This window comes from Ideonella dechloratans (genome assembly GCF_021049305.1).
In the GTDB taxonomy this organism is placed as follows: domain Bacteria; phylum Pseudomonadota; class Gammaproteobacteria; order Burkholderiales; family Burkholderiaceae_C; genus Ideonella; species Ideonella dechloratans.
This window is the reverse complement of the sequence record NZ_CP088081.1, coordinates 1,326,388-1,341,931: the sequence shown is the minus strand read 5'-3', so window position 1 is coordinate 1,341,931 and position 15,544 is coordinate 1,326,388. Positions and strand designations below refer to the sequence as shown.

General features: G+C 69.7%; 13 protein-coding genes. 9 read left to right on the top strand and 4 right to left on the bottom strand.

Annotated features, from left to right (window positions below; translation table 11 throughout):
* Window positions 1-9 precede the first annotated feature (9 nt).
* Complete coding sequence (gene rsgA / locus LRM40_RS06310) at window positions 10-1,095, bottom strand: ribosome small subunit-dependent GTPase A (protein WP_151125885.1); 1,086 nt, start codon at window positions 1,093-1,095, stop codon at window positions 10-12.
* Window positions 1,096-1,424: 329 nt separating this feature from the next.
* On the opposite strand from rsgA, the gene LRM40_RS06305 reads away from it, so the two are divergent.
* A complete protein-coding gene (locus LRM40_RS06305; protein ID WP_151125886.1) occupies window positions 1,425-1,661 on the top strand; it encodes an RNA-binding S4 domain-containing protein in 237 nt (78 codons plus the stop codon).
* A gap of 28 nt (window positions 1,662-1,689) precedes the next feature.
* Here the strand turns inward: LRM40_RS06305 and LRM40_RS06300 are convergent, their stop codons facing one another.
* Window positions 1,690-3,942, bottom strand: a complete 2,253-nt coding sequence (locus LRM40_RS06300) for a TonB-dependent receptor plug domain-containing protein (protein ID WP_211373074.1) — start codon at window positions 3,940-3,942, stop codon at window positions 1,690-1,692.
* A gap of 472 nt (window positions 3,943-4,414) precedes the next feature.
* On the opposite strand from LRM40_RS06300, the gene LRM40_RS06295 reads away from it, so the two are divergent.
* Window positions 4,415-6,145 carry a DEAD/DEAH box helicase gene (locus LRM40_RS06295; RefSeq protein WP_231067752.1) on the top strand — a complete coding sequence of 577 codons (1,731 nt, stop codon included), beginning with the start codon at window positions 4,415-4,417 and terminating at the stop codon, window positions 6,143-6,145.
* Here the strand turns inward: LRM40_RS06295 and LRM40_RS06290 are convergent.
* Window positions 6,052-8,130, bottom strand: coding sequence for a M3 family metallopeptidase (locus LRM40_RS06290; RefSeq protein ID WP_170288838.1), 2,079 nt, complete (start codon window positions 8,128-8,130; stop codon window positions 6,052-6,054). The two genes, LRM40_RS06295 and LRM40_RS06290, sit on opposite strands and share 94 nt — an antisense overlap.
* Before the next feature lie 161 nt (window positions 8,131-8,291).
* On the opposite strand from LRM40_RS06290, the gene LRM40_RS06285 reads away from it, so the two are divergent.
* From LRM40_RS06285 to LRM40_RS06270, 4 genes are all read left to right on the top strand, one after another.
* On the top strand, window positions 8,292-8,858 hold the full coding sequence (locus tag LRM40_RS06285; RefSeq protein ID WP_151123728.1) for a YaeQ family protein: 567 nt from the start codon (window positions 8,292-8,294) through the stop codon (window positions 8,856-8,858).
* 150 nt (window positions 8,859-9,008) lie between these two features.
* On the top strand, window positions 9,009-11,159 hold the full coding sequence (locus LRM40_RS06280; protein WP_375138562.1) for a prolyl oligopeptidase family serine peptidase: 2,151 nt from the start codon (window positions 9,009-9,011) through the stop codon (window positions 11,157-11,159).
* Entirely contained in the window at window positions 11,059-11,466 is a 408-nt protein-coding gene (locus tag LRM40_RS06275) for a GNAT family N-acetyltransferase (protein ID WP_375138561.1), read from the top strand. The genes LRM40_RS06280 and LRM40_RS06275 overlap by 101 nt, the downstream gene beginning before the upstream one ends.
* A 98-nt stretch (window positions 11,467-11,564) precedes the next feature.
* Window positions 11,565-12,101, top strand: coding sequence for a 3'-5' exonuclease (locus LRM40_RS06270; protein WP_151123726.1), 537 nt, complete (start codon window positions 11,565-11,567; stop codon window positions 12,099-12,101).
* 22 nt (window positions 12,102-12,123) lie between these two features.
* Here LRM40_RS06270 and murB read toward each other — a convergent pair whose 3' ends face one another.
* Window positions 12,124-13,140: a UDP-N-acetylmuramate dehydrogenase gene (murB, locus tag LRM40_RS06265; protein ID WP_151123725.1), complete on the bottom strand. Its 1,017-nt coding sequence runs from the start codon at window positions 13,138-13,140 to the stop codon at window positions 12,124-12,126.
* Window positions 13,141-13,202: 62 nt separating this feature from the next.
* Here murB and LRM40_RS06260 point away from each other — a divergent pair, with 62 nt between their 5' ends.
* From LRM40_RS06260 to LRM40_RS06250, 3 genes are read left to right on the top strand one after another with little or no spacing between them, the layout of a single operon-like run.
* Entirely contained in the window at window positions 13,203-13,697 is a 495-nt protein-coding gene (locus LRM40_RS06260) for a YajQ family cyclic di-GMP-binding protein (RefSeq protein WP_151123724.1), read from the top strand.
* A gap of 58 nt (window positions 13,698-13,755) precedes the next feature.
* Entirely contained in the window at window positions 13,756-14,445 is a 690-nt protein-coding gene (locus tag LRM40_RS06255; protein WP_151123723.1) for a 16S rRNA pseudouridine(516) synthase, read from the top strand.
* A gap of 27 nt (window positions 14,446-14,472) precedes the next feature.
* Window positions 14,473-15,438, top strand: coding sequence for a bifunctional riboflavin kinase/FAD synthetase (locus LRM40_RS06250; protein ID WP_151123722.1), 966 nt, complete (start codon window positions 14,473-14,475; stop codon window positions 15,436-15,438).
* The last annotated feature ends 106 nt before the right edge of the window (window positions 15,439-15,544 follow it).

Below are 15,544 nucleotides of genomic sequence, written 5' to 3'. Positions count from 1 at the left end.
CGGTGCGGCTCAGCCCCGCTTGAGCCGCATCACCTCCCGCGTGGCCTTGCTGCGCGCCTTCCACACCGACAGCTGTTCCCGCCGCTGCAGCGCGTCCTGCTCATGGCGGCGGGCCTCGCGCTGCAGCTTGTGCCAGCTCAACAGCCGATCGGGCGACACCTGACCGCGCACCGCGCAGCCGGGCTCCTCCTCGTGCTGGCAGTCGCGGAAGCGGCAGCGGTGCGACAGCGCCGCGATGTCGTCGAAGGCGCGCGCCAGGTCGGCCTCGTCGGCATCGAGCTGCAGACCCCGCAGGCCCGGCGTGTCGATCACGCAGGCGCCGGAGGGACACAGGTGCAGCGAGCGCGCGGTGGTGGTGTGGCGCCCGCGGCCATCGTGCTCGCGCGCGGCGCCGGTGCGCTGCGCATCGTCCACACCATGGCCGGCCAGGGTGTTGAGCAGCGTGCTCTTGCCCGCGCCGCTGGAGCCCAGCAGCACCAGGGTGCGCCCAGGCTGCAGCCAGGGTGAGAGCGCCTGGGCCGCCTGGGCCCGGCGCCCATCCACCGCCAGCACCGGCGGCAGCAAGGAGCCCGCGCCCAGGTGTTGGTACACCGCCTGCACGCGGGCATCCGGGTCGAGATGGGTGTCGGCCTGGGTGAGCACCACCACCGGGTCCACCTCGGCCAGGCGCACCAGGGCCAGGTAGCGGTCCAGGCGGCGCAGGTTGAAGTCGTGCCCGCAGGTCATCACCAGCAGCGCGTGGTCCACATGGCTGACCAGGCCCTGGCGGTGTCCGCTGGCGTCCCGCCGCACCAGGCGGTGGTCGGGCGGCAGCTGGGCCGAGATCCAGTGGCCGCCCGAGCCGTCCGGGCGGGCCAGCACCCAGTCACCGACGGTCAGGCCCTCGCCCTGCACCTGCAGGCGCGCCTGCAGGGCGGGCCACAACCGGGCCTCGTGGAGGTGGTGGCCATCGTGCAGGGTGCAGCGGTCACGCTGCACCTCGACGACGCGCATCAGGCGCTCGTCGTCCTGGGTGGACAGGCCCAGGGCCTGGGAGATCAGGGAAGTGTGAAGGCCGAGACGACGCAGGGCGTCGAAGTCGTTCGAGTCGAACATGGTGATCGCTTCCGTGGGCCGGCCACGGCGGGCCAGCCCGGGTGCGCGCCAAGCGCACAGGGTCTCAGGACGCGTGGGCGCGAACAGGCACACGCGTGACGGCGGAAGGGGCCGTGACCGGAAGGAAGCGGGAGAGAGGTGCCCCGACGGGGCGGCGCGGGTGGCACACCCGCGAAAAACATCAACCGGCGCTCAACGGGCCACGGCAGGGTGGGCAAGATCCGTGCGTCGCATCATGGTCGTCCTCCTGCGGGTTGAGGGGTTGAAGAAAGAGGTCAGGCGTGCACTCTGCGCCCGGCCACCTCGACTTGTCAAGCACAATGCCCGCCATGCAAGAGATCGAACTGCCGCTGCGCGGCGAGCACATCCCCCTGGACGCCCTGCTCAAGGCCACCGGCCTGGCCCCCAGCGGCGGCACGGCCAAGCAGCTGATCACCGCGGGCGAGGTGCAGGTGGACGGACAGGTGGAACTGCGCAAGACCTGCAAGATCCGCGCAGGCCAACGGGTCACGCTCGGCAACCAGGCCGTGCGCGTGGTGGCAGACGGCGAAGCCGGCGAGGGCTGAGCCCCCGCCCCGGGGACCCTCCCCGCGCTCAGAGCTTCATCTCGAGCTGCAGCGCCCAGTTGATGTAGCTGCGCGAGGTGGTGGTGGCCGTCTCCTCGCCCACGGTGCTGGCGGTCTCCACCCAGCGCGGGTCCAGGTTGCTGGCGCTCAGCCGCACGCGCGCATTGGGCGTGAACTGGTAGAGGCCGTAGAGGTCGATGACCCGCTTGGGGCTCTGCACCGCCCACTGGTTCTCCGACAGGCGGGTGCGGTAGCCCGGCGTCCAGTTGACGTTGCCGCCCACCGTCACCGGGGTGCGCGGGATCTTGTAGTCGGCCCCCAGATTCAGCGAGCCGGCGGCCTGCTGGCTCAGTCGGTTGTCCGGCCCGGGGACCCCGTCCACGCGCGACTGGTAGAGGCTGGCGTTGCTGCGCAGGTCCACCGCGGGCGCATCGGCCCACAGCGTGCTCAGCCGGAACTTGGCCTCCAGCTCGATGCCCTGCGTGCTGGCGTTGCCGATGTTCTGCGGGCTGGCCACCCAGCGGGTGCTGCCATCGCCCTGCGGCACGGCCGTGGTCAGGGTGCGCATCAGATCGCTGATGCGCCGGGCGAAGAGGTTGGCGCTGAGCATGCCGCCATCGTCCAGGTAGACCTCGTAGGCCAGGTCCACGCCGGTGGCCAGCTCGGGCTTCAGGTTCGGATTGCCGGCCTTGTCCGGGTTGGTCTCGGAGTTGGTGCCCTTGGCCAGCCAGGTCGTGCCGATCAGGTCGCTCAGGTCGGGCGAGCGGTAGCTGCGCGTCAGGCTGATGCGGATCTGGTCACGGCGCTTCGGGTCGAACTTGTAGACCGCATGCAGCAGCGGCGTCCAGACGCTGCTGAGGTTGCGGTGGTTCACATCGTCGCTGCCCTGGCTCTGGGTGCGGATGCCCTCCCAGCGCAGGCCGGCATAGGCGGCCCACTGCGGGCTGATGTTCCATTCGTCCTGGGCGTAGCCGGCCAGGCGCAGGCTGTTGGCCAGGTAGTCGTCACCATAGTCGGCCGTGGCGGGCACGCCGTTGGTGAGCTGCTGACTGGTCTGGTTGCGGCGCGCGTACTCGCTCTCGAAGCCGGTGACCAGGCTGTGGTCGTTCTCCAGCAGCAGGCTGTACTTGGCGCTGGCGTTGCCCGTGCGCTCCACGCCCTGCGAGCGGTCGTCCTCCCGCTGGTCGCCGCCCTGCGCGCTGTCGAACTCGGTGGTCCAGCTGTGGCTGAGGTTGCGCGACTGGCCCACCCCGGCCTTGAGCTCCAGGTTGCCCTCCCCCGCGCGGCCACGCCATTGGCTGTTGACCCGCGCCAGCGAGAACTCGCTGTCCGTCTTGCTGGCACTGGCGCTGTAGGGCAGCGTGCCCAGGGCCCCGGGCTCGAAGCTGGAATCACCATGGCTGCTGCCGCTGGAGTACACCACCATGGGCATCAGCATCAGCGTGTCGCCACCGTCGAGCTTCCACTGCAGCTTGCTGCCCAGGTGCACGCCGTTGCGGGCACTGTTGGAGCGCTTGTCCTCGGTGCGGTCGTCGGTGTCGTTGACCGTGTGCACCTGGCTGGCGTCGGCCCGGTCGAAGCGGAAGGCCGAGAGGGTGACGTTGTAGTTCATCGGCCCCAGCGTGTCCTCGCGCGACCACGAGGCCCGTGGCTGCACGCGGCCGTTTTCCAGGCCGATGCTGGCCCGCACCTCGTTGCGGCGCTTGGTGAAGCCTTCGCGGGTGATGATGTTGATGGTGCCGGCGATCGCCCGCGCACCGGTTTCAGCCGTGGGCGCGCGCAGGATCTCGATGCGCTCGATCTGGTCCGGGTCGATGGAGTCGAGTGAGAGCCCGCCCTGTACCCGTTCGCCATCCAGCAGGATCTGGGTGTAGCCCCCGCCCAGGCCGCGCATGCGGATGTTGCCGCCACGCCCGGGCGTGCCCGACAGCGTCACCCCCGGCAGGCGCTTGAGCAGGTCGCCCACCGTGCTGTCGCCGAACTTCTCGATCTCGTCACGGCCGACGATGATCTTGGCCGCGGTGGAGCGCCGGCGCTCCTCCACGTCGCTGAGCTGGTTGCCATTGATTTGCACCTGCTGCACGGTGGGGGCCGCCTCGGTCGGCGCCGGCGCGGGCACAGCCGGGGGCGTCGGTGCCGCGGCGGGTGAGGGGCTGGTCTGCGCCAGGGCCCAGGCGGGGCCGATCAGCAGACCGGCCGCCGCCAGGTGCCGGCTCAGAAGGGACAAGGGCAGGAACTTGCGCTGAGCCGCACGGGACGGCCAGGAAAGGGTGGACGACAAGAAAGCCTCGGAAGAAGAAGACTCTGACAAGACGCGCTGGCGGCGGCTGGGCTTCGGCGGATGAAGCGCTCGCGTCGGGCTGACGCTGTGAATTGTGAACGGCTGCCGAGTTCCCAGTTTGTCGAAACTGACACAAGCTGATAGAATGGCGGACATGGAGCAAAAATGCTGACCGCCACGGGCTGCTACCCCTAGCTGCCTTTCTGTGTGAGTTGGTCTTTTGCCGGAGCCATCCGGCCGCTCCTGCGGACTTGGTCTGGACCTGAACCAGTTTCAAGCCGCCTTTCGCACATCCCCTTCGACCTTCCGGTTTTTTGCCTTGCGCGCTTCGGCGTGCGGGGTAGTTCAGCAGAGCCGGGTGGGCTGCTTTGGCAGTTCGCCCAGCGCGGTCGGTGGCGATGCCTTTTACTGCCCCACCGCGCCGTTTGCAGCCTGCCTCCCATGGGCTGACCGGTGCTCTCCAAGGTTGATCATGAGTTTTGAATCCCTGGGTCTCGACGAGGCCCTGCTGAGTGCTTTGCGCACCGCCGGCTACGAGAACCCCACCGAAGTCCAGGCCCGCGCCATCCCCGCCGCCCTCGAGGGTCGCGACCTGCGCGTGTGCTCCTCCACCGGCAGCGGCAAGACCGCGTCCTTCGTGCTGCCCGCGCTGATGCGCGTGCTCGAGGCCCGCAAGGACCCGGCCAACAAGCCCAAGCGCGGCGAAGTCAAGGGCCCGCGCATCCTGGTGCTGGTGCCCACCCGTGAACTGTCGATGCAGGTCGCCAAGGCGGCCTCCGACTATGGCCGCAATGTGCCCTGGCTGACCGTGACCAGCGTGGTCGGCGGCGTGCCCTACCCCGCCCAGCTCAAGGCCCTGCGCAGCCCGCTGGACATCCTGATCGCCACCCCCGGCCGCCTGATCGACCACATCCAGAGCGGCAAGGCCGTGCTGGACAACGTCGAGATGCTGGTGCTGGACGAAGCCGACCGCATGCTGGACATGGGCTTCATCGAGGACATCGAGCACATTGCCGAGCAGCTGCCCGCCAAGCGCCAGACCCTGATGGCCAGCGCCACCTTCGACGGCGAAGTGGGCCGCCTGGCCCAGCGCCTGCAGAAGGACGACGTCGAGCGCATCGAAATCGCCGGCCACACTGCCAAGCACGAGAACATCACGCAGCAGCTGATGTGGGCCGACAGCCTGGACCACAAGAAGGCGCTGCTGGACAGCCTGCTGACCGATCGCCATGTCGACCAGGCCGTGGTCTTCACCAGCACCCAGGTGGATGCCGACTTCCTGGCCGACCGCCTGGCCGACATGGGTCACCGCGTGGCCGCCCTGCACGGTGGCATGCCGCAGGGCCGCCGCAACCGCGTGCTGCAAGGCCTGCGCAGCCGCCAGCTGCGCATCCTGGTGGCCACCGACGTGGCCGCCCGTGGCATCGATGTGCCCACCATCACCCACGTGATCAACTACGGTCTGCCGCTCAAGGCCGAGGACTACGTGCACCGCATCGGTCGCACCGGCCGTGCCGGCCGTGAAGGCCGCGCCGTCACGCTGGCCGAGCGCCGCGATGTGCCGATGATCCGCCGCATCCAGCACTACACCACCCAGCCCATCCCGGTGGCCACGGTGGAAGGCCTGGAGCCGAGCAAGCCGGCACCGGAGATCTTCAACCCGCGCCCGCCGCGTGGCGGCGCCCCGCGGGGCCGTGGCGGCTTCGGCGGCGGCTTCGGCGGCCAGCAGGACCGCCAGGGCTACGGCGCGCGCCCGCCGCGTGACCGCCGCCCCAACGACCGCCCGGCCTTCGGCCGCCAGGAGAGCCCGTTCGAACGCCGCGAGGGCGGTCATTTCGAGCGGCGTGACGGCGGCCAGTTCGAGCCGCGCCGCGAAGGGGGTCATTTCGAACGCCGTGACGGCGGTCACTTCGAGCAGCGTCGTGAAGGCGGTCACTTCGAACGCCGCGAGGGCGGTCATTTCGAGCGCCGCGACAGCGCGCCGTTCGAGCGCCGTGCACCGCGCGCCGACCGCCCGGCCTTCGCTGGCCGCGACGGTGGCGAGCGTCCGCAGCGCGCCCCGTTCGAGGCCCGCCGCGAAGGCGGCTGGGAAGGCAGCCGCGGCCCGCGTCAGGGCGCCGGCAAGCCGGCCTCGGCCGGCAACAAGCCGCGCTTTGCCAACAGCGGCTCCAACGCCGGCAAGCGTCCCCGGAAGGACGTGTAAGCCGTGGTGGGGTCCACCGTGTCCCCCACCGCGTAGATGTGGCGCAGCAACCGCTGCGCCACCATCGGGTCAAACGGGTTGCCGGCCTCGACAAACGCGTTGAAGGCGTCGGCATCCAGCACCTCGGCCCAGAGGTAGACGTAGTAGCCCGCGGCATAGCCCGCGCCGGCGAACAGATGCTGGAAATGCGGCAAGCGATGCCGCATGCCCACCGCCGGCGGCATGCCCAGCCGCTGCAGCGTGGCCCGCTCGAAGGCCACCACATCGCCCGGGCCCGCCGGGTCGCTCAGCGCGTGGATCTCCAGGTCCACCAAGGCGCTGCCGGTGTAGCTCACCGTCTCGTAACCCTGCCCCCAGCGCCGTGCCGTCTGCAAGCGGTCGATCAGCGCCTGCGGGATGGGTTCGCCCGTCTGCCAATGGCGGGCGTGGCGGCGCAACACCTCGGGCTCGCCCAGCCAGTGCTCGAACAGCTGCGAAGGCAGCTCCACGAAGTCGCGCAGCACCTGGGTGCCGGCCAGCCGGTGGTAGGTGACGTTGGACAGCAGGCCGTGCAAGCCGTGGCCGAACTCGTGGAACAGCGTGCGCGCATCGTCGAAGGACAGCAGCGTGGGCTGGCCGGGGGCGGCCTTGGCGAAGTTGTTGTTGTTGACGATGATGGGCCGGTCCACCCCGCGGTTGCGCGACTGGTAGGCGAAGTCGCTCATCCAAGCGCCTGAGCGCTTGGTGGCCCGCGCGAAGTTGTCCTGCAGGAACAGGCCGGCGCTGCGCCCCTGGGCGTCGAACATCTCGTAGACCTGCACATCCGGGTGGTAGGCGCGCACATCCGGCCGCGCCTCGAAGCGCACGCCAAAGAGGCGCTGGGCGCAGTCGAACAGGGCCTCGACCATGCGCTCCAGCGAGAAATAGGGCTTCACCTCGGCATCGTCGATGTCGTAGCGGGCCTGCCGCACCTTCTCGGACCAGTAGCGCCAGTCCCAGGCCTCGGGTTCGCCCTCCACGCCATGGCTGCGCATCATCGCGATCAGGGCCTGGCGCTCGCGCTCGGCCGCCGGCAGGGCGCGCTGCCAGACCTCGCCCAGCAGCTGGCGCACCGCCTGCTGGCCGCCGGCCATGCTGTCGGTCAGCACGTAGTCGGCGTAGTTGTCGAAGCCATGTTCGCGCGCCTGGGCATTGCGCAGCACCAGGATGCGCTGGATCAGCGCGCGGTTGTCGGTTTCGCCGTCCATCTCTCCGCGGCGGCTCCAGGCGGCCCAGGCCCGCTCGCGCAGGTCGCGCCGGTCCGAATAGGTCAGGAAGGGCTCGATCAGCGAGCGGTTCAGGGTGATGACATGGGCGGCCTCGTCCAGACCACGCTCGGCTGCGGCCTGGCGGGCGGCGGCGCGAACAAAGTCCGGCAGGCCGGCCAGATCGTCCTCGCCCCGCAGCACCAGCTGGTAGGCCGCCTCGTCGGCCAGCACGTTCTGGGCGAACTGGGTGCACAGGGTGGCCAGCTCCTGCATGATGGCGGCGTAGCGCTGCTGGGCGTCAGGGCCCAGGCGGGCCCCGGCGCGCACGCAGTCCAGGTGCAGACGCTCGAGCAGCCGCAGGGCCTCGGGCTCCAGGCCCAGGCTGTGCCGCTGGGCATGCAGGGCGTCCAGGCGGGCAAACACCCCGGGGTGCATCTTCACCGCGCTGTCGTGGGCGGCCAGCGGCGCCGCCAGTTCGCGCTGCACCGCCTGCAGCGCCGGCGAGGTGGCCGAGGCGGTCAGGTTGGACAGCAGCGCGTCCAGGCGGTAGAGCCAGGCACCCGATCGGTCGAGGGCCGCCACCGTGTTCTCGAAGCTGGGGGCCTCGGCCTGGGCGCCGATGGCGTCCAGTTCCAGCCGCTGCTCGGCCATGGCCGCCTGCATCGCCGGCACGAAGTGCTCGGGACGTATCTCCTCGAAAGGCGGCAGCCCGAAGGGCGTGGACCAGGGGGACAGCAAGGGATTGTTCTTGGTGTGCATCGGAGTCTCTTCTGGTCGAAAGCGTTTCATGGCGAAACGGTGACACCATGATGCCACCGCGATGGTGACGGGCCCTGGCGGCCCTGGCGGCCCTGGTGCGGACCGGGATTCCGGGCGTGGCGGCCTACACTGGGCGGTTTGTTCGCTGCCCCTCCCCGTCCATGGCCCTCAAGTCCACCATCTACAAAGCCCAGATCCAGATCGCCGACATGGACCGCTCGCTCTATGCGGACCATTCGCTCACCCTGGCCCGCCACCCGTCCGAGACCGATGAGCGGATGATGATGCGGCTGCTGGCCTTCGCGCTGGCGGTGCCGGCCGACACCGAGCGCGGGGCGCTCGAATTCGCCGCCGGCCTGTCGGACACCGACGAGCCGGACCTGTGGCAGAAGGACCTGACCGGCGCGCTGGTGCAGTGGATCGAGGTGGGCCAGCCCGACGACCGCCGCCTGGCCAAGGCCTGCGGCCGGGCCGAGCAGGTGCGCATCTGGGCCTACGGCAGTTCCACCCCCATCTGGTGGCAGGGCATTGCCGGCAAGGTGGCGCGGCTGAGCAACCTGGAGGTGTGGCAGGTGCCCGCCGAGGCCAGCCGCGAGCTGGCCTCCCTGGCCGCACGCGGCATGCAACTGCAGATCACCGTGCAGGAGGGTCAGATCTGGGTCGGCAACGGCCAGCATTCGGTGGCCTTGGAGCCGGTGGTGCTGCAGCGACCGACGACCCGCCGCTGACCATCCCCAGAACAAGGGTCGGCAACCCCCCTATCATCGGCATCCCGGCGTGACTTCGGGCACCCGGGTTCACCTCTTGTTCGTGTTGACTGGCCGCGGCGCGACCCGCCTCGGCCACCTGCCCCGGCACCACCCGCGCCGCCTTCTCGCATGACCCAGCTCACCCGCCGCCAGGCCCTCGCCCTGCTGGGCGCCACCAGCGCCCCCCTCACCATGGCCCAGACCCCTGCCGCAGCCGCCGCTTCCGCCCCCGCCACCGAAGACCCTTTCCTGTGGCTGGAAGATGTGGAAGGCGAACGTGCCCTGAACTGGGTGCGCGAGCACAATGCGGCCAGCCGCAAGCTGCTGGAAGCCGAGCCCGGCTTTGCCGAGACCCGCCAGAGCCTGCGGGCCATCCTGGATTCCAAGGAGCGCATCCCCGCGGTGGCGCGCCGGGGCGACTGGCTCTACAACTTCTGGCGCGACGACAAGAACCCCCGCGGCCTGTGGCGGCGCACCTCGCTGGACAGCTTCCGCCAGGCCGAGCCGGACTGGGATGTGATCCTGGATCTGGACGCCCTGGCCGCGGCAGAGAAGGAGAACTGGGTCTGGGGCGGCGCCCAGCTGGCGGGCGGCTCTTCCACCCGCTGCCTGATCTCGCTCTCGCGCGGCGGCGCCGACGCCAAGGTGGTGCGCGAGTTCGATCTGGCCACCCGAGGCTTCCTGGCCGACGGTTTCACCCTGCCCGAGGCCAAGTCCGAACTGGACTGGCTGGACGAGAACCATGTCTTCGTCGGCACCGATTTCGGCCCTGGCGCGCTGACCGATTCCGGCTACCCGCGGGTGGTCAAGCTGTGGAAGCGCGGCACCCCGCTGAGTGCCGCCACCCTGGTCTATGAAGGGAAGAAGACCGACGTGGCCGCCTTCGCCTCGGTGGACCCCACGCCGGGCTTCGAGCGGGTGGTGGTCGGCCGCTCGCCCGACTTCTTCACCAACGAGCTGGCCCTGTGGCAGGACGGCAAGCTGCTGCCCATCGACAAGCCGCTGGACGCCCAGCTGAGCTTCTGGCAAGCCCATGTGCTGATCAAGCTGCGCAGCGACTGGACCGTGGCCGGCCGCACCTGGCCCAGCGGGGCCCTGCTGCTGGCCGATGCTGCCGCCTACCTGAAGGGTGAGCGCCAGTTCACCGCCCTTTTCACCCCCACCGCCACCCGCTCGCTGGACGCCTACACCACCACCGCCAGCCAGGTGCTGCTCTCGGTGATGGACAACGTGGCCAACCGTGTCGTGGCCTGGCGCCAGGTCAAGGGCCAGTGGGTCGAGCGCGCCGTCGACACCCCCTTCCCCGGCACCCTGCAGGTGCAGGCCCTGCACGACCCGCAGGTGGCCAAGGACACTCTGGGCGAGCAGTTCCTGCTCTCCTACGTGGACTTCCTGACCCCGGACTCCCTGTACCTGGGCGACGCCGGCACCGACCGGCTGGTGAAGATCAAGTCCCGCCCGGCCTTCTTCGACGCCACGGGCATGAAGGTGGAACAGCACTTCGCCACCTCCAAGGACGGCACCCGGGTGCCCTACTTCGTGATCTGGCCCCGCGGCGCCAAGACGGACGGCGCCAACCCCACCCTGCTCTATGGCTACGGCGGCTTCGAGGTGTCGATGCAGCCCTGGTACTCGGCCAGCTGGGGCCAGGCCTGGCTGGCCCATGGCGGCGTGGCCGTGGTGGCCAACATCCGCGGCGGGGGCGAATACGGCCCGGCCTGGCACCAGGCCGCCGTCAAGGCCAACAAGCAGCACAGCTACGACGACTTCATCGCCGTGGCTGAAGACCTGGTGGCCCGCAAGATCACGGCCCCGAAGCACCTGGGCATCATGGGCGGCAGCAACGGCGGCCTGCTGATGGGCGCGGTGCTGGTGCAGCGCCCCGACCTGTTCAACGCCGTGGTCTGCCAGGTGCCGCTGCTGGACATGAAGCGCTTCAACAAGCTGCTGGCCGGCGCCAGCTGGATGGCCGAGTACGGCAACCCGGATGTGCCGGCCGAATGGGCCTACATCTCGCGCTACAGCCCCTACCAGAACGTCAAGGTCGGTGTGAAGTACCCCAAGGTCTTCTTCGTCACCTCCACCCGCGACGACCGCGTCCACCCCGGCCACGCCCGCAAGATGGCCGCCCGCATGATGGCCCAGGGCCACGACGTGCTGTACTACGAGAACATCGAAGGTGGCCACGGCAGCGCGGCCAACAACGCCCAGCTGGCCGACCGCCAGGCGCTGGAGTTCGCCTTCCTGTGGGAGCAGCTGGGCCCCATGCCCCGGCGCTGATCGAACGGAGCCTGCGATGAGTGAATCGACCGAGCCCGTCATCGTGCACAACGCCGCCGCCTCGCGCTTCGAGACCAAGGTGAACGGCCTGCTGTGCGTGGCCAGCTACCACCTGCACAACGGGGTGATGGACATGGTGCACACCGGCGTGCCGCCTGCCCTGGAAGGACGGGGCATCGCCGGCCGGCTGGTGGCGGCGGCGCTGGACCACGCCCGCGCGCAGGGGCTGAAGGTGCGGCCCAGCTGCAGCTACGTGGCGGTGTACATGCGCCGCCACCCGGACACCCTGGACCTGCAGACGCGCTGATCCCCCGGGCAGGGGACACCGGGGTCTCTCAGGGCTCTCCCGGGTACGCGAGTTGCTGGATGCCGGATGACACTCCATTCAGCACTGCAGGAGCCTCCATGTCGTCCGCCCCTCGCACCCACGGTCCACTGCCCTGTGTGATCGACGTCGAAGCCTCCGGTTTCGGCCACGGCAGCTACCCGATCGAGGTCGGCTTCGTGCTGCCGGACGGGGAAGCCGTCTGCACCCTGGTGCGCCCGCCGGCCCACTGGACCCACTGGGATGGCCGGGCCGAGCGCCTGCACGGCCTGAGCCGCGAACTGCTGGAACAGCGGGGGCGAGACCCCGGGGAGGTGGCCCAGCTGCTCAACGACCGGCTGCGTGGCTGCACGGTCTACTGCGACGGCTGGGCCCACGACTACACCTGGCTGGCCATGCTGTTCGAAGAGGCGGGCCTGCGCCCGGCCTTCACGTTGCGGCATCTGCACGAGCTGATCGATGAGGATGTCGCCGGCCGCTGGGACCACACCTGTGCCGAGGTGCGTGCCCACCTGCAGCTCACCCGCCACCGCGCCAGCAGCGATGCGAGGGTGCTGCAACTGGCCCTGGGCCAGTTGCGCCAGTCGGCGACGGCCGCCGCACCCGGCGGCCACTGAACCGGACCGGTCCCTCGCCGGCTCAGACCATCACCGGCTCCATCTCCAGCCGGATGCCGAAGCGGCCGTAGACGCTTTCCTGGATGGCGCGTGCCAGGGTCTGCACCTCGGACCCGATGGCGCCACCGCGGTTGACCAGCACCAGCGCCTGCTTGTCATAGACCCCGGCATGGCCCACGGTCTTGCCCTTCCAGCCGCAGGCGTCGATCAGCCAGCCTGCCGCCAGCTTGAAGCGGCCGTCCTCCAGCGGATAGTGCACCACATGCGGGTCGCGGGCGATGATGTCGCGGCACTGCTCGGGCGTGACCACCGGGTTCTTGAAGAAGCTGCCCACATTGCCGATCCGGGCCGGATCCGGCAGCTTGGCACTGCGGATGCTGCAGACCCAGTCGAAGATGGTGCGGGCGTCCGGCTGGTGGTTGCCGGTCTCCTCCATCTTGCGCTCCAGGTCCAGGTAGCCCAGCATGGGCTGCCAGGGCTTGGGCAGGCGCAGCCGCACCCTCGTGATCAGGCTCTTGCCGGCCAGTGCCTGCTTGAAGATGGAGTTGCGGTAAGCGAACTTGCACTGGGCCGCATTGAGCGTCACCGTGCGGCCGGTCACCAGGTCCACCGTGTCCAGGGATTCGAAGCGATCCTGCAGTTCCAGCCCGTAGGCGCCGATGTTCTGCACCGGCGCCGCACCCACCGTGCCAGGAATCAGGGCCATGTTCTCCAGGCCGGGCCAGCCCTGGTCCAGGGTCCAGGCCACGGCATCGTGCCAGCGCTCGCCGGCGCCGAATTCGACGATCACCGCCTTGTCGGTCTCGGCCACCAGTCGCTTGCCCAGGATCTCGACCTTGAGCACCAGCTCGGGCATGTCGCGGGTGAGGATCACATTGCTGCCGCCGCCCAGCACGAACTTGGGCGCCAGGCCCAGCTCGGGGTGGTCCACCACGGCGCGCACATCGGCTTCGGCGCGGATGCGCACCAACTGGCCGGCCACGGCAGGCAGGCCGAAGGTGTTGTAGGGTTTCAGGCTGACGCCCGGTTCGATTTGCATGGCAGAATTTTCCGCCTTTCCGGCCCCTGTTTTCACCTTCCTTTCGAGCGAAAGAGTTCCCCATGCCCAGTTTCGACGTCTCCCTCAAGCCCGACATGGTCAAGGTGCGCAACGGGGTCGAGAACGCCATCAAGGAAGTCAGCACCCGTTTCGACTTCAAGGGCACCAGCGCCAGCCTGGAGCTCAAGGAGAAGGAAAAGGAGATCCACCTGATCGGCGACAGCGACTTCCAGATCGATCAGCTCAACGACGTGCTGGTGGGCAAGCTGGTCAAGCAAGGCGTCACCGTCAACTTCCTCACCAAGGGCGAGAAACTCGAGAAGATGGGCGGTGACAAGCTGCGCCGCACCGACAAGATCAAGGATGGCATCGAGTCCGAGCTGGCCAAGAAGATCACCGGCGCCATCAAGAACAGCAAGCTCAAGGTGCAGGCCAGCATCCAGGGCGACGAGGTGCGGGTGACCGGCAAGAACCGTGACGACCTGCAGCTGGCGATCGCCTTCCTGCGCAAGGAATTCGCCGAGCAGCCGCTGACGATGGACAACTTCCGCGACTGATCCTCAGCATCCCCGCACCCTTGCCTCTTCTGTCCGGCCGTCCCCTGCCGGCCCGGCCATGAAACTCCAGCAGATCCTGTTCTCCCAGGGCTTCGGCACCCGCCGGGCCTGCGCCGGCCTGGTGTATGCCGGCCTGGTGCGCCATGCCGGCCGCGAACTCGACGACCCCGACGAGGACCTGCCCACCGAGGGCCTGGTGCTGAACGTGGAAGGCCGCGACTGGCCCTTCCATGCCCAGGCCCTGGTGATGCTGCACAAGCCCGCGGGCTACGAGTGCTCGCAGAAGCCCAAGCACCACCCCAGCGTGCTGACCCTGCTGCCGCCGCCGCTGCGGCAGCGCGGCCTGCAGCCCATCGGCCGGCTGGACGAGGACACCACCGGTCTGCTGCTGCTGACCGACGACGGCAAGCTGATCCACAAGCTCACCTCGCCCAAGCACCATGTGCCCAAGGTCTACGAAGTGAGCTGCAAGCACCCGCTGGCGGCCGATGCGGTGCCCCGACTGCTGGCCGGCGTGGTGCTGGACGATGACCCGGCCCCGGTGGCCGCGGCCGCCTGTGAGGCGGTGGACGAGACCCATCTGCGCCTGACCCTGACCGAAGGCAAGTACCACCAGGTCAAGCGCATGGTGGCCGCGGTGGGCAACCGGGTGGAGGCCCTGCACCGCAGCCGCTTCGGCCCGCTGGCCCTGCCGGCCGACCTGGCCCCGGGCCAGTGGTGCTGGATTCCCGGCTGGCCGGCAGAGTGATGGCCGCGCGCCGATAATCCGCCGGCCATGCGAGTCTTCCGAGGCCACCACCCATCCTTCGCCGCCGGTTCCGGCTGCGCCCTCACCATCGGCAATTTCGACGGTGTGCACCGTGGCCACCAGGCCATGCTGGCCCTGCTGAACAACGAGGCCCGGCTGCGCGGCCTGCGCAGCTGCGTGATGACCTTCGAGCCCCACCCGCGCGACTGGTTCGCCCGCAAACTGGGCAAGCCTGAGGCAGCGCCGCTGCGCATTGCCACCCTGCGCGACAAGCTGCAGGAGCTGGAGCACTGCGGCGTGGACGACGTGGTGCTGATGCGCTTCGACGACCGCCTGGCCAGCCTGCCGGCCGAGGACTTCATCCGCCAGGTGCTGGTGGAGCAGCTCCGTGCCCGCTATGTGCTGGTGGGCGACGACTTCCGCTTCGGCGCCAGACGGGCCGGCGACTATGCCCTGCTGGACGCCGCGGGCAATGACCTGGGTTTCGACGTCGCCCGCATGATGAGCTACGAGGTGCACGGCCTGCGCGTGTCCAGCTCGGCCGTGCGCGAGGCCCTGGCCGCCGGCGACATGCGCCGCGCCGCCGCCCTGCTGGGCCGCCCCTACAGCATCTCCGGCCATGTGGTGCATGGCCGCAAGCTGGGCCGCGACCTGGGTTTCCGCACCCTGAACCTGCGCTTTCCGTCCCACCGGCCGGCGGCCCAGGGCATCTTCGTGGTGCGGGTACATGGTCTGGGGCCCAGCCCCCTGCCCGGCGTGGCCAGCCTGGGCGTGCGACCCTCGGTGGAAGACGCCGGCCGGGTGCTGCTGGAAGTGCACTGCCTGGAATGGCCGGCCCACATCGCGCTCGAGGGCGGTTACGCCCGGCTGCTGCGGGTGGAGCTGATGCACAAGCTGCACGACGAGCGGCGCTACCCCTCGTTGGAGGCCCTGCGCGAAGGCATCGCCCAGGACGTGGTGGATGCCACCGCCTGGTGGCGTGCCCACGCCTGATCCATGCCGACGGCTTCGGCCGGGCCCGGCCGTTAGAATCGCGGGATGCGCCCCGCTCCCTTTCTGGCTTGCCACCTCCGCGCGCACAGCGCCGTGCGGCGGCAGA

Bases quoted from the DNA above. Each gene is read 5' to 3' on its own strand.
- rsgA (WP_151125885.1), bottom strand. From the start codon at position 1,095: ATGTTCGACTCGAACGACTTCGACGCCCTGCGTCGTCTCGGCCTTCAC.
- LRM40_RS06305 (WP_151125886.1), top strand. From the start codon at position 1,425: ATGCAAGAGATCGAACTGCCGCTGCGCGGCGAGCACATCCCCCTGGAC.
- LRM40_RS06295 (WP_231067752.1), top strand. From the start codon at position 4,415: ATGAGTTTTGAATCCCTGGGTCTCGACGAGGCCCTGCTGAGTGCTTTG.
- LRM40_RS06290 (WP_170288838.1), bottom strand. From the start codon at position 8,130: ATGCACACCAAGAACAATCCCTTGCTGTCCCCCTGGTCCACGCCCTTC.
- LRM40_RS06285 (WP_151123728.1), top strand. From the start codon at position 8,292: ATGGCCCTCAAGTCCACCATCTACAAAGCCCAGATCCAGATCGCCGAC.
- LRM40_RS06280 (WP_375138562.1), top strand. From the start codon at position 9,009: ATGACCCAGCTCACCCGCCGCCAGGCCCTCGCCCTGCTGGGCGCCACC.
- LRM40_RS06270 (WP_151123726.1), top strand. From the start codon at position 11,565: ATGTCGTCCGCCCCTCGCACCCACGGTCCACTGCCCTGTGTGATCGAC.
- murB (WP_151123725.1), bottom strand. From the start codon at position 13,140: ATGCAAATCGAACCGGGCGTCAGCCTGAAACCCTACAACACCTTCGGC.
- LRM40_RS06260 (WP_151123724.1), top strand. From the start codon at position 13,203: ATGCCCAGTTTCGACGTCTCCCTCAAGCCCGACATGGTCAAGGTGCGC.
- LRM40_RS06255 (WP_151123723.1), top strand. From the start codon at position 13,756: ATGAAACTCCAGCAGATCCTGTTCTCCCAGGGCTTCGGCACCCGCCGG.
- LRM40_RS06250 (WP_151123722.1), top strand. From the start codon at position 14,473: ATGCGAGTCTTCCGAGGCCACCACCCATCCTTCGCCGCCGGTTCCGGC.